10 protein-coding genes are annotated in these 13,944 nt (G+C 51.9%); 6 read left to right on the top strand and 4 right to left on the bottom strand.

The window, feature by feature from the left end:
* The first annotated feature begins 315 nt into the window (after positions 1-315).
* From AC1MEE_RS14515 to AC1MEE_RS14500, 4 genes are all read left to right on the top strand, one after another.
* The gene (locus AC1MEE_RS14515; protein ID WP_480415984.1) at positions 316-2,394 is read left to right on the top strand and encodes a class I SAM-dependent DNA methyltransferase; all 2,079 of its coding nucleotides are present in this window, start codon (positions 316-318) and stop codon (positions 2,392-2,394) included.
* Positions 2,391-3,704 (top strand): restriction endonuclease subunit S, encoded by a 1,314-nt coding sequence (locus AC1MEE_RS14510; protein ID WP_480415983.1) that lies wholly within the window; start codon positions 2,391-2,393, stop codon positions 3,702-3,704. The genes AC1MEE_RS14515 and AC1MEE_RS14510 overlap by 4 nt, the downstream gene beginning before the upstream one ends.
* Positions 3,697-6,738 (top strand): DEAD/DEAH box helicase family protein, encoded by a 3,042-nt coding sequence (locus AC1MEE_RS14505; RefSeq protein WP_480415982.1) that lies wholly within the window; start codon positions 3,697-3,699, stop codon positions 6,736-6,738. The genes AC1MEE_RS14510 and AC1MEE_RS14505 overlap by 8 nt, the downstream gene beginning before the upstream one ends.
* Positions 6,739-7,026: 288 nt before the next feature.
* On the top strand, positions 7,027-7,392 hold the full coding sequence (locus AC1MEE_RS14500; protein WP_480415981.1) for a hypothetical protein: 366 nt from the start codon (positions 7,027-7,029) through the stop codon (positions 7,390-7,392).
* Between the two features lie 675 nt (positions 7,393-8,067).
* Here AC1MEE_RS14500 and tnpC read toward each other — a convergent pair.
* The 3 genes from tnpC to AC1MEE_RS14485 all read right to left on the bottom strand — a co-directional run bounded on the left by tnpC (position 8,068) and on the right by AC1MEE_RS14485 (position 11,212).
* Positions 8,068-9,624: an IS66 family transposase gene (tnpC, locus tag AC1MEE_RS14495; protein WP_480415980.1), complete on the bottom strand. Its 1,557-nt coding sequence runs from the start codon at positions 9,622-9,624 to the stop codon at positions 8,068-8,070.
* 17 nt (positions 9,625-9,641) lie between these two features.
* Positions 9,642-10,001 carry an IS66 family insertion sequence element accessory protein TnpB gene (gene tnpB, locus AC1MEE_RS14490; RefSeq protein WP_240050551.1) on the bottom strand — a complete coding sequence of 120 codons (360 nt, stop codon included), beginning with the start codon at positions 9,999-10,001 and terminating at the stop codon, positions 9,642-9,644.
* Positions 10,002-10,081: 80 nt separating this feature from the next.
* The gene (locus AC1MEE_RS14485; RefSeq protein WP_480415979.1) at positions 10,082-11,212 is read right to left on the bottom strand and encodes an SIR2 family protein; all 1,131 of its coding nucleotides are present in this window, start codon (positions 11,210-11,212) and stop codon (positions 10,082-10,084) included.
* Positions 11,213-11,657: 445 nt separating this feature from the next.
* Between AC1MEE_RS14485 and AC1MEE_RS14480 the strand changes: the two genes are divergently transcribed.
* Positions 11,658-12,269 carry a recombinase family protein gene (locus AC1MEE_RS14480; protein ID WP_480415978.1) on the top strand — a complete coding sequence of 204 codons (612 nt, stop codon included), beginning with the start codon at positions 11,658-11,660 and terminating at the stop codon, positions 12,267-12,269.
* A 2-nt stretch (positions 12,270-12,271) separates the two neighbouring features.
* Here AC1MEE_RS14480 and AC1MEE_RS14475 read toward each other — a convergent pair whose 3' ends face one another.
* Positions 12,272-12,877: a hypothetical protein gene (locus AC1MEE_RS14475; protein WP_480415977.1), complete on the bottom strand. Its 606-nt coding sequence runs from the start codon at positions 12,875-12,877 to the stop codon at positions 12,272-12,274.
* Between the two features lie 349 nt (positions 12,878-13,226).
* On the opposite strand from AC1MEE_RS14475, the gene AC1MEE_RS14470 reads away from it, so the two are divergent.
* Positions 13,227-13,919, top strand: coding sequence for a hypothetical protein (locus tag AC1MEE_RS14470; RefSeq protein WP_480415976.1), 693 nt, complete (start codon positions 13,227-13,229; stop codon positions 13,917-13,919).
* The last annotated feature ends 25 nt before the right edge of the window (positions 13,920-13,944 follow it).

The following is a 13,944-nucleotide window of genomic DNA, read 5'->3' as shown; positions in this document are numbered from 1 at the left end:
AGGGCAAGGGTACAATAGCTTAACCAGTTGATTATATGTAGGTTTGGCTAGTTTTCGTTAGTTGGATAAAGCTGAACACTGTACTGCTGCTGTACCTTTTCATCGCACTACTAAATTGAACCTAAAGAGTCGGCGCGGTCTGTGGCTAGACTACCGAGTTCTTGCGTTCGGCACCTATAGGGCGCGGCTGCGAAGCATGGAAAGCTGCTACGATTGAGTCCTGCAATTGACTCTCCTAACACACCATTACTCGCACCCCATGAGTGGGGCGTGGAGCTGTTGGGCCAAAGAAACTACTGAGAAATCGATTAATAAATGAGTCAACCCAGCTCCCATCTTGATAAAGACCGCCTAAACAACCTCTCCGACGAAATTTGGAAATCGGCAGAGCGTTTGCGGGGCAAATTCAAGGCCCACGAATACCAAGTCGTCGTCCTGCCCATCATTACAATCCGCCGTCTTGAATGCGTGTTGATCAAGTGGCGCGAACTGAAGGCGGAAGAAATTCGGTCAAAGCGAAAGACAATTTCTGATGAGGGGTTGGATATACTCGTCAAAGCCCTTGAGCTGAACCACAAGCAGTCTCGCGGTTTCTCGAACTCCACTACCTGGACGCTGCGAAAGGTATACGAGGAAGACCACACCCTGCTCGAAAAGAACTTCCGGGCTTACCTGAACGGCTTCTCGGAGACCGTTCAGGACATCCTCGAAAGCTTCGACTATCGCGCAGTCATCGGCAAGATGGTGAAAAACGCCCGGCTCGCGCCGATCCTGAACCAGTATTCCACCCTCGATCTCGGTCCAGATAAGCTCTCTAGCCTGGAAATGGGCTACATCTATGAGGAATTACTAAGGCGCTTTTCGGAGGCTCACGCCGAGGCCGCGGGGGATCACTTCACCCCACGTGAGGTCATTAGACTCATGGTCGAGTTGCTGGAAATACCGATTCCCGACCGTCACACCTCCATATACGATCCTGCCTGCGGCACTGGCGGCATGCTCTACGTGGCCAAGGAGCACTTGCTCGACAAAGCCAGAACTGACAAAGAACGCTCCTGCGTGGACCGCTTCATTACGCTTCATGGCACCGAGCTGATGGCAGAGACTTACGCAATCGCCCGTTCCGAGGCCCTCATCCGAGGTGAGGCGCAAGCCACTATTTACTGGGGAAACTCCCTAATCCCTCACGATCCGTTAAGCAAAGAGCCGGGTGACCAATTCCCCGAGACCGACGAATCGAACCAATTCGACTATATGCTCAGTAATCCACCATTCGGCGTCACGTGGGGTGGTAAGGATGGCTATCAGGACCAGGCCGAAAAATTCCAGAAAACTCGTTACAGTGCCGGCATGCCCGCAGTGAACGATGGCTCGCTCCTCTTCCTTCAAACCATCCTCGCCAAACAAAAGAAGCCCGAGCAAGGGGGCAGCAAGACCGCCATCATCTTCAATGGTTCCCCGTTAAGCAATGGCGACTGCGGCGAGGGTGAGAGCGAGATTCGTCGTTGGATTCTCGAAAACGACTGGCTCGACGCAATCGTCATGCTACCCAGCGAATTGTTCTACAACACCGGCATCTACACCTACATCTGGCTCTTGCGTAATGACCGAGACACCATCGGGCGTGATGGCCGAATTATGATCATTGACGGTCGCCAGCAGTATGAGAAGGAACCCAAATCCTTCGGCAGTAAACGCAACCGTATCGTCGAGCGTCATCGCCAGTGGATCGAGCAGCGCTATCACGGTGGTTGGAAAAAGGGATTCCAGGACAACGACACGCGTTTCTTCACCAAAGCGGACTTCGCGTTCCACAAAGTGGAGGTTGTCTTCTGGCAAACCGATGTAAACGACCAGCCTGCCATCATCACTGAGCCTTTCCCTGTGCAGTTCAAGGCCGCCAATGTGAGGTCGAAACAGGATTTTTACGACAGCGAGATGACGCTCCATATCCGTGTCACTAGCCCAGAAAGCCAGACGCTCCATGAGTTCGATCTCACCCTCGGTCCAGACGAAAGTTTCGTGGACCTATACAAAGTCGAAATCGCTGTGCGCTTCGGGAAGGAAATGGGAAAAGTCACTGCGGCTACCTTGGACAGGCTGGAAACGGAGGTAAGCTACACTCACCGCCATTACGTCAAGGACGACGAATACATTCCCTTCGATGCTAAAGGAAAGCCGGACGCTTATATTCCCGCATTCCTCGAGCGTGAGATAGAGAAAAACATCATCCGTTGGCAGGACCGCTCGCAGCTTGGCTACGAGATCCTGCCCAATAAGTATTTTTACCGCTATACCCCACCCCCCCTTGCCGATGACCTGCTTAAGCAGTTCTGGAGGCTGGAGGAAGAGGCGGAAGGTCTATTGAAAGGATTGGCGAAGGAATCAGTATGAGGGAGTCTGAATCAACTTTTCTTGGGAGTGTGGCCGCTGATTGGCGGACCAAGCATCTCAAACGAATTGGTCGACTCAAAGGCGGAGCGGGGTTTCCCCACGACGAACAAGGCGTAACCAATGAGGCAATTCCTTTTTTCAAGGTAAAGCACCTTCGTTCGCCAAGGTTTTTAACGGATTCTGAACATACGGTTAGCCAGCACACTGCGAAACGGCTCAATGCTGAAGTCTTTCCAACCAATACTATTGTTTTTGCAAAGGTTGGTGCGGCTTTGCTGTTGAACAGATTCAGAATCTTGGCGCAACCGAGCTGCATAGATAACAACATGATCGGGTTAGTGTTCGATCATCAATGCGAACGAGATTTTCTCTTCTACCTTTTTAACCGAATTGAGTTTTCTGAACTATTTAATCAAGGCCCGGTTCCTTCGGTAAATGGTAAGCAAGTTGGATATATCACGATTCCTCTTCCCCTCCTTCCCGAACAAAAGCGCATTGCGGCATATTTGAACGCGAGTTGCGCGGCGCTTGACCGGGCGATTGAGGCGAAGCAAAAGCAGCTCAAGACGCTCAGTGCCCTCCGCAAAACCATTATCCAGCGCGCGGTCACTCAAGGCCTAAACCCGGGCACTAAGGTAAGAGATTCAGGGGTAGAGTGGCTTGGGCCGATTCCAATCCATTGGAAGGTTCAGAAGTTAAAGCGCGTTTTTTCGAAAGTTGACTATGGCATTTCGCAGAGCACCGAACAGGAAGGGACTTATGCAGTTCTTAAGATGGGAAACATCGTTAGGAGCGAGATCGAATTTACCAAAATTGAATTTGTCCCTGATGTGCTGCCTGACCTGATTCTTGAGAAAAACGACCTTCTTTTCAATCGAACGAACAGCTTGGATCAGGTTGCGAAAGTCGGAATCTTTCGGGGCGATAGCTCCGAAAATATCACCTACGCCTCGTATTTGGTGCGGCTGCGCGCGAACCACAAAAACCATCCGAATTATTTGAATCACCTGCTGAACGCTGAAGTTTTTCTCGGCTTGGCCCGCAAGATGGCAATTCCTTCCGTGCAGCAGGCAAACCTCAATCCGACGCGTTACTGCCGTTTAGAAATTCCGGTTCCTCCACTTCCCGAGCAAATTGAAATTGCCTCATACCTTGATACAAGGTCTGAGCAGATACGGGAGATTGAGCAGCGACTCAACGATCAACTCGCTTGCCTCAATACTTACCGGAAATCCCTGATCCACGAATGCGTCACCGGCAAACGGCGCATTTTCGACGCGGATGTTGCCAAGGCGGAATATCATGTTTGAAGGCCCTGAGAAGAAGTTTCAGAAGCACATCGCAGACTTCCTCGTTCGCGAGCATCACTTCTCCGTCCTCACTAAAGATGAAATCACCGACACTGGCTTCTACTTTGCGGAGGATCACTTCTACGCTTTCCTCAAAGCAACGCAGAGGGAGACCCTCGAGCTGTTAGAGGTGGACTATGGCAGTGACTCCCGCAATGAGATCTTCAATGCGCTGCGAGAGGAGATCGGGCGCCGCCCGTTGTGGACGATCATACGTTCCGGCCTGAGCGTTCGTGGGAAAGATTTCAAACTCTATTTTCCAAAACCCCGCTCCAGCGATAGCGTCGCCAATCAGCTTTACGGCAAGAACAGGATCACTTTCATCCCCGAACTCATTATCAAGGGTGCGAAGCGCCTGGACTTCGGCTTCTTCCTCAATGGCCTGCCTATCGTCACGATGGAACTGAAGCACGAGGCTAACCAGAACGTTCACGATGCCGTTGCACAATACTTCGCCCGCGATCATGGCGACCGGATCTTCCAATTGCCCTTTCTCCACATCGCCGCCGATACCAGCGATGTGCAGGTTGCAACCGATCCACGGTCGGAAAAAAACTTTCGCTGGTTCAATACTGGTCTGACCAACCAGCCGCAGACAGAAGGCGAATACCCGGTGGAGTTCCTCTACCGTGAGGTGCTATCGAAGGACAGTCTGCTGGAAGCTGTTTCCTTTTATCTCGTCCAAGCCCCAAAGCAGGAAGCCGCCGAAGACCTCCCCGAACGTCCGGCATTTACGCTCTTTCCCCGCTACCACCAACGGCGCTGTGTGGAGAAGACTGCGCTGGAGACCCAGGGTCATTTCGCCGAACATGGAAACGTGGGCCGCAAGTTTTTAGTCAATCACTCCGCTGGTTCCGGTAAGACATTGACCATGTGCTGGCTGGCCGATCGCTTGCACAGCATCTACAAACCGGGCACATCAGAAAAGATGGTAAACATGGTCTTTCTGCTCACTGACCGGAAGTCCCTCGATAAGAACATCCGCGAGGACATCGAGAAGTTTTCCCAACTTAAAAACGTGGTGCGTTATGCCAAGAGGTCGGGCGACCTTGGCCGTTTCCTCAAGGGGCGCGAACAGATTATCGTCACTACTCAGCAGAAGTTTCACTACATTCTCGGCAAGATCGAAAATGACGAAGGCTTGAAAAATCTGCGTGTGGCGTTTCTCATCGACGAGGCCCACCGTTCGCAGGAGGGGCGGATGGCAACGGCGATCCGCACGCCGTTTCGTGTTAAGCAGCAAACTGAGGTTCTGCAGGATCTCGCCATGGCTGCCGAATATCCCGCTCCATATAACTTAGGCGATGCAGAGGGGGCGGCGGAACCCCCGACCCTCGCTGAGACCCATGACGAGGAGACACCTGACGCAGAAGACGTGCAGGAGTATTGGGACCCGCAGGACCAAATCGCCAAAGTCATCCGCGAGCACGACCTTAATCAGCTCTTCGTGGCGTTTACCGCGACACCGTCAGCGGCGACGGTGCAGCTCTTTGGTGAGCCCTTCGACACTTACACTGAAGCCGAGGCCATCCAGGAGGGTTACATTGTGGATGTGGCCCAGAGCATCATTTCTTACAAGACGCTTTACCATTTGCATTGCCCAATCATTCCGCTCCCGGAAGAGGAGAGGCTGTACCCACCGGGTGTGGTGTCAAAGGCTTTGAAAAACGTAGCTTTTCAGGATTCCGAGTTGATCCAATACAAGGCGGAAGTCATGTTGCGGATCTTCGAGGAGCAGGTGAAGCCACTAATCGACGGCCGGGCCAAGGCAATGATCGTGACCACTTCGCGCATTGCGGGGCTGGAGTATTTTCGCGTGATTCAGCGCAAACTGAAGGAGCGAGGAGCCGCCTACAAGGCACTCTACGCTTTCAGCGATTTCGTGCATCCCAACAACCACGATGTGTTCACGGAGCACTCAGTAAATGGGTTGAATGAAGGCGAGCTGATCGAGGATCGCTTCGAGGAGGAGAGTTACCGACTCATGATCGTGGCGAGCAAGTTCCAGACAGGCTTTGATCAGCCGTTGCTCGCAGGGATGTTCCTTGATAAAGCCGTGGCCGACCGGAGCGCCGTGCAGACAATTTCCCGACTTAACCGTTGCCATCCGGACAAAGACGGCGTCGTGGTCGTGGACTTCACTAACAACGCTAAGGTAATCCTCAAAGCGTTCAACAAGTATCGGCACGGCTCACCATACGAACCTGATGAACCGGACCCGCAAAAATGCCGTGATCTATACGCGGAGATTCTCGCATTCGGTCTCTTCTCCCAAGACGACGCACCACCGATAGTGGCGTTGATCAAGGCCAACAACGACCCCGCTTTGCAAAATTGCGCCAGTGAGCTACGCAAGCAATTCCAAGCTCACATCACGGACCCCGAAGAACGGAAAAGCTTCGTCTACCTCCTCGCCAAGTTTGTGAGGACCTACCATTTTCTCAGCAGCTTCTTCAGCTACGAAGAGCCCGTGCGTGTATTCGTAGCGTTCTGCGAGTTCGTAGGCCCGCAGCTCATCAAAGCGGGATCTGTGTCCGAGCTTATGAAACTCGTACGCGCTACAGTCGTCGAGAAGGCGGCTGTCACTTACGAAGGCGAAGTCGAAATGCCCGGCAGCCTCAAAAAGCCCAAGGCAAAGAAGGGCGGTGCTGGCGGAGCTCCTTTGATCAAGAAGATCTCAGTGCAGGAAATGATCGGGAAGATTCGCGAGAACTTCGATATCAGCGACGAAGAGGCGCTGCACATACGTGAGGTGTCCGAGGAGAAGCTTGAGGACGAGTCTATTCGCCAAACTGTGGTCATCCACAAGGCCAACATTACATTCTTGGAAACTGTCTACAAGGGCCAAATCAACGAAAGCATTCAAGACTCCTACGCTTTGCGTGAGCTCTACGAGCAACTGGCCGACCCGAAGTATACCGACAAGGGCGCCATCTTCGACATTATGGCGTTCACGGTGATCCAGAAAGGCTTGGAGCTCGCTGTCGCATGTTAAATATATTGGAATCGAAGAAGAATACCCTTAGTAACGTCAGGATAGCTGCTGCCGTCGCAATGAGTCTTTAGCGAGGCTTTCTTGCCTGCCGCTGCCACACTCTTTTCTGACGTCCCGAGCGGCGTGGCCGGAGGCTTTTTTAATTCATATGGTGTCCCAGGCGGGGTTCGAACCAGCAGCCTTCCCTTTAGGATGTACCCGTTTTTACTCATTACGCGCTTCGCGACCTTGCGTTTTTTTTGTGCGATAAAATACTTTATCGTTAGTTTTTATACAGGAGTAGTGACAATGCTGACCCAGGCGTGGGACAAGGGGTATGAATGCCCGCAATGCGAAAAAAACCTTACTTTTGATGAGGATTTTTCGAACAGAACCTGGCTTTGCGCTGAGTGCAGTAATCCGATCCACATCCATGTTGCCGATGACCAAAGAAATGCCTACACCCTGGTACGGAAACCCGCCAAATTGCTTCAGGTAAAGGACATGGTGTTGTTGGGGGCAAAACTGGACAAGGATTATCCGGTTTTAAGCTCCCAATCTGCGGGTAAGGGCCAATGGCGCCTCGCGCTCAAGGAGTATCGGGCAATTACCGTGGATGCTGACCAGCATTACTCGGTGATCATCGGCGGCTGGTCCGGAAGCCCCACTTACTGAGCCTGGCAATCCAATAAGCTGGCCGCTGGCGGAGTCGTGACAGTAGGGATTCAATCTACACGGAGTTTCCCTATGTACGACCCCAGCACTTGCCTGAACTGCGGCCTGCCGTATCTATGCAGTAAACCCAACATGTGATGGATTTACCGAATCGTTTGGGTTTTAATAATGTTGTAGTGTTCAATATCGATTGCTATTTTTTACCAGGTCATAAAAGCAAACTAGCCTAACAAAGCCGCTATTTTTATAAGAGGTGTCCACGTGTTTTTTCAGGATCTCGCATAAATCACCTAAACCTTCCTTTATAAGGGATGGCTCCATGTAAGGAACCATTCTCACGAAAAGGTCGAATCCCTGCCGTTGATATAATTCATTAATCCCTATAAGGACTTCCGGGATGGTTTTGGATTTTTTTAGTTCGGTGTCTCTGTTCGTGTCTGTAAAAAGATTTCCTTCGAATCTCAATTTTGCACCAGGGCAAAGTTGAGGCGAGACGGCGCTCAGGCTCCCATCAGGAAGAAGGTATCCGGCCTTGTTTAAGTAATGGAAAATAGGTAGCTTTGGATTTCCTTTTGCGAGCTTTGGAAATACAGTCGCAACTATATCAGTTGCCTCAAATTTTTCTGTTTCGTATCCGATCCATAAAGTACACCTACCGATAGATGCGCTTTGTGTTTACCGTGGCATATCTGGCGAGCAGTTCCATGGCAATAGCGCTTCGTAGTCGGCCACCGACTGCGCATGCGGCAGTCGTTCCAGTACGTGGCGCAGCCACGTATAGGGCTCCTGGCCGTTGACCTTGGCGGTCTCGACCAGGCTGTAGATCTGGGCACTGGCGGTCGCGCCTTTGGGCGTATCGCTGAACAACCAAGCCTTGCGCCCGATCACAAACGGTTTTATTGCACGCTCCGCCGGGTTGTTGTCGATCGGTAAAAAACCAGCCTCCACGTAGCGCTCCAGCCGGCTCCAGTTGTTGGCCAGATAATTCACGGCCTTGCCCAGCACGCTTTGTGGCGTCACCTGCGACTGCGTTTTTTCCAGCCAGCCTTTCAACTGGGCCAGGATCGGTAGGCTCTTTTCCTGACGACCGATAAAACGTTGCTCATCACTGCTGTCCTTGAGTTCACGCTCGATGCCGTACAGCTTGTTGATCATCGTCAGTGCTATATCGGCGCGGCCCGTCTTGCCTTTGGGCTGTACTTTTTGTGCGTCGACGAACTTGCGTCGCACATGGGCCATGCACGCCAGCCGTTCAACACCCGGTTGCAACGCCAGTGCGTTATAACCTGCATAATCGTCGGTCATTAGGTAGCCACGATAACTTTCCAGCAGGCGCAGTGGCACCTCCTGCGCACGACTGGAGGTGTAGTCGAACAGCACGACTTTTCGATCCGGCGGCCCACTGGCCTGCACCCACATCCAGGATTGGCTGGTCGGGTCTCGATCAGGTTCTTTAAGTACCTGGACGCGGGTTTCATCACAGTGGATGAGCGGGCTTTCCAGCAACCGGTCGCGCATCAGATTCAGCAGCGGTTGTAAGTGTTCGCCGCACTGGATAATCCAGCGAGCGAGGGTCTGACGCGGGATATCGATACCGTGTCGATTCAACACCGTTTCAAAACGATGCAGCGGTAATCCGTCGACATACTTGGTGGTCAACAGCATCGCCAGTACGCTCGGACTGGCCATGCTCTTTTCGATCAATTGAGCAGGTTTGTCAGCGGTGACCGGAGCCGTTTCGCAACCACGGCAACCGTAGACTTTGCGGATATGTTTGATGACGCGGATCTGCATCGGCACGATGTCCAACTGCTCGCTGGTTTCTTCGCCAATGGTGTGTTTGCGGCAACCGCAGGCACAGGTCAGTTCGTGTTCGGGCAGTTCGTGGATGACTTCGATACGCGGCAGATCAGCCGATAGTGGCTTGCGTTTGCCACGGCGCTTAGTCGGTGCAACGACTTCTTCTTCCTCGGCGTCATCGACGACAGGCATCGGCTCGCTTTCGGGTTCGTTGAACAAGGCCAATTGCGGTGTGTTGGGCTCAACCGTTTGCTCGGACTTACGACCAAATATACGGTCACGCAGCAACTTGATCTGTTCTTTCAGATCAACGATATGAGTCTCGTAAGCCTCTTTGACTTCTTGATCACGCGCGCGCGCTTCGTACGTATCAAGCAGCATCTGCTTGAGAAGCACTGGGTCATCAGGAAGGTTGTCGGGCATGGATGGCATGCCCTGGATTATACCCGTCAGGCGACAAATCTTGGAGTCAAAACCTGATGTGGACGATTACGCCACAGGTCAAAACCGTCGAGTAACCAGTTCAGCTCCTGGACGGTCAATACGATGGCCTCGTCGGTGGCATCAGGCGATGTTTTAAATCGTTCGGACTCCAGGCGCTTGAGCCATAGGCAAAAGCCGTTGCGCTCCCAGTAGAGTATTTTCACTCGGTTACGATGGCGATTCAGAAAGACAAAAAGCACCGGGTCGAACACGGCCACCTTGATATCTAGTTCAACTAGAGCGGCGAGGCCATCGATGGACTTTCGGAAGTCCACGGCCTTGGGGTAGAGGTACACTTTTTCGACTTTGGCGTCGGGGCGCATCATTGTGGCTGGCTCCAGAGATGAATCGGGAGCACAGCATTCGGGATCCGATGGCAGCTTTGAATGTGGGGTTCATGGATCCCTTACTCTGTTTCGAATATAATGTCTCGAATAAGGTCTGAACGCTCAAGGCCAATTAAACCTTGTTTTGACACCGCCTCGCCTTTCTTGACAGTAGAAATGGCCCCGTAGCCAACAACGAATTCTGTTAGAGAATCGCCTTTTGCAAGATCGCTTTCATTTCTAACGTAAAGCTGACCTTTAGGGTCGTCAGTTATAACTAGCTCATACAATTGATCTTTGATTCTTCTGAAAATGTGAGCTGGGATGCGTTTCTTAGTCTCGGCTAGAACCTCATAAAGCTCGATAAAATTTTTAACTCTTACAAGCTTTACGGGTATCCGTTTGTGGATGATTGAGTCGGTAATTGTAGGGGTTTCTAGGTCGCCGTGCCACTCTACAAATATTAACTTGTCTCTCAGAAAGTCTAGGCTTTTTTCAGGGAAGCATCCAATTATATCTTCCAGAATTTCGGCGATATGTGGGTCGGCAAGTGAATAGCCCAAGAAAATTACCGGACGCTCAATGAAAATTGTAAGTAACTTTGAAGATAGATATGGGTTTTTTCTTCTGTACTCTGCATAATCCCCCTCAGTTAGGATTAGTGAGTTTGGTTTGCTAGAGCATCCATGGATTTTGTATATCTCAGCAATGCCATGGCTTCTTCCGGCAATGAGTCCGTCTTGACCTATAAATGTAGTAAATTTAGGAAAGGTACTTTCAAGTAGGCAGTCCCAATTTGTTGTAATTACGCCATCGATATTTGCTTTCTCCAGTAAAGATATTTCTTCAAGCGTTTCGGGGTTGATATTTTTATGCACTTCCTGCAGGTAGCGAGAGATCGCTATTTTTAGAATGGAGCTCTCATTAATGAAGTGTTCACCAAACTTTTCCGATATATCTTTCGCTTCTGGCTGGGACCACCACCGCTCTTCATAGCTTTTGGCCAGCAAATGCGCATATTTTGTGAGGTCGCCACCTGAACTTGTTCTGAGCTTGAGTGGGTTTTCACCTATCTCATTACAGAATTTAAGTAGTAGCTGTTCCCAGTTTTCCGTACCGAGGTAGCGCCTAGACATTCCCGATCCGATAAACAACATAGGAGACGCTTCAAACTTTTTAAAATGTTCCTTAAGAGATGTCTTAAATTCCATGTACTTCTAACCTTTTTTATGCCGGCGGATTGCAGTAAGTATAGAGCTTTCAGCCACCTAAGAAGCAATCGAAATGAAAAATTCGAGACGACAAAAAAATTCTAAAGCGCACTTACCCATCCTGCCGAGGCTTTAATCTGACTCCTTGAACGACCATGTATTGTGTTCTCTCAACGCTGTTGAGATCGACTCGCTTTCTGTGAGCTGCGCCCCAAAGGCAAGAGCTCCAAAAGTCTGGTCGTCTGATGAAGATTGCAGTAGGTAGTCGTCGACCCCACCCATAATAGATCGCCATTCTGCGCATCTTTGGGCAGGCGTTGCATCTAAGGTATGCCTGAGCTGATACAGGCAGATTCGACCAGATTCTATCAAATCGCTTGTTTAGTAACACCCAAAGTGCAACAGTATTAGTAGGACACCCTAACTGATACGGAAGGCACCAATCATGTTCATCCGCGCATACCTCCGAGCATCGACCGAAGAGCAGGACGCCGGCCGCGCCCGTGAATCGCTCGAGCAGTTCGCCAGCGACCACGACAAGGCGATCGCTAGCGTTTACCTGGAGAACGCCAGCGGCGCAACAGCTGACCGGCCTGAACTGCTGCGCCTGCTCAAGGATGCGCGCAAGGGTGACGTGCTGTTGGTTGAGTCGATAGACCGGCTCTCACGCCTTCCTGTTGAGGACTGGCAGAAGCTCAAGGCCGCGATTGACTCCAAAGGGCTGCGTATCGTCGCGCTCGACCTGCCGACAAGTCACCAGGGGATGCAGGACACCAAAGGCGACGAGTTCACGGGCCGGATGCTGGGCGCTATCAACTCGATGCTGGTGGAAATGATGGCCGCGATTGCTCGGAAGGATTACGAGCAGCGGCGTGACCGTCAGGCGCAGGGTATCGAGAAGGCAAAGGCAGAGGGTAAGTACCAGGGGCGTCCGGTGGATACCGACCTGCACAAGCGGGTTAAGGAGCTGCTGCAGGCCGGCCTGGGCATCCGCGCCACGGCCAGGCACGCCAGTTGCTCAACGACAACTGTTCTCAGGATCCGAGACGCAACATAAGCCTATTCCGCCTCTTCAAGCTCGATGCCATATAGGCTGATGCCCCAGCCACTGAGAACCTTGTTGACAACAGACGTTGATGTTTCTGGATCAGCAATCTTGAAGCGCTCTTTTTGCTCGATAAGCATTGCCGTGAGAAACACAAAAGTTGCCAGGGTCACCACCGGTTTAGCAGCGAAATCCCATTCAAACTTCGAGAACATCTCGCCATGCAGGGCATCGAGCTCGGCGAGAATAGAATTGTACCGATCAGCAAATTCAAAAACTTGCGAAATCGCGCGCCTTTGATCGACGGTAAAGCCCTCGTAATGGCGTTCGTAAATTCCCCTGATGGTGAAGAATTCTAGGCGAGATGCTGAGCTGATCGGCCCATAGCTATCCCATCGGCGGCCTGCGCGCTCGGCTGGATCATTACGCCGGTTGTGCTCGCAGGCTAGCAATCGCATGGAGTCAAGAGCTCGATCCCTTGCGTCGCCCAGCTCAATATAAAAACGATCTAGTGAGGTTCGCCTTTCGCTCGCCGTCTTATGACGGCCGGCAATGAAATCCCATAGCGGTTTGAACAGCATTTTTCCCATGCCCAAGAGCCAAGAAACAGGTTCAGCCATAATGGTTCCTTACCTGCCGCACCCGCTATGCACCCATGAGCATTTTGCACTGTTTGCATAAACCGCTGTAAGCATTGATTTATATGGTGTCCCAGGGCAGATTCGAACTGCCAACCTTCCCCTTAGGAGGGATGGTGCGGTGATCGCTCGCTTCACAACCTGCCGTAGTTACGCGTGATAAAGGACATTATCACATATAAAAAGCTCCAAAAGGCTCTGCGCCAAGCAGGTATGGCAGCGTCCACGTCAGCTCAACAAATAATCACTGTAAATATCATAAATTAATCATTGATTATGTCATATCGGTTCGCTAGTCTCTGCTTACACCTTCTAGCCGAGAGCCGCGACGATGAGCACCTACTGGCGTGAACAGTTCGAAAACAACTTCATCCCCACCGAAACAAAGCTCGGTCTGGACGAGATCCTTCAAGAAGCGCAGGACGCCTACCTGGGCTGGCTAGGGGCTTCGCTGATGGCATTTAAGGGCGAAATTGAGCCGGTCAAGCTGGAGAGTCTGGATCAGCTCTACAACGGCGAAATTCCGATGCGGATCGCGGCCAGTGATTGCTACGACTACGCGATCAATGGGCGACTCAAGCTCGTCAAGGATGGGGCAGAGCAAACCCAGATGAATGACAACTGGGGTCGTCTGGCCACCGTGGTGCTCTCCGCCAGACCGGCTATTGAGGTGTTTTCGCCACGCGTCAGAGGCCGCGAAATGATGTTGCCGAAAGGACTCGAACACATCCTGTTCCATGCGCTGGTCAGAGCCCGCCTCGATCTGGATACCCATCCGAAATTTGCGAATGAAGAAGCGCTGCCCATGTTCTTGTCCGGAGAGGACAACACTGGCTACCTGACACTGAAAGAGATCGCGGTGTTGGGACAAATGTCGGAGCGGGCCGTGCGCAATGCCGCCCAACCTGCGGCGGCGGATCGGTTGTACACCCGCAAGGAAAAGAACCAGACGGTGGTCGATGCCGACGAGGCGTTGCGCTGGTTGAAAGGTCGCCGGGGGTTCGTCGTCACCCGCGCGGATTAACGCTCCCCCCAACTATCAATCGCCC

The organism is Pseudomonas sp. ASL3, from assembly GCF_056680425.1.
This window is presented reverse-complemented; position numbering and strand designations above follow the sequence as displayed.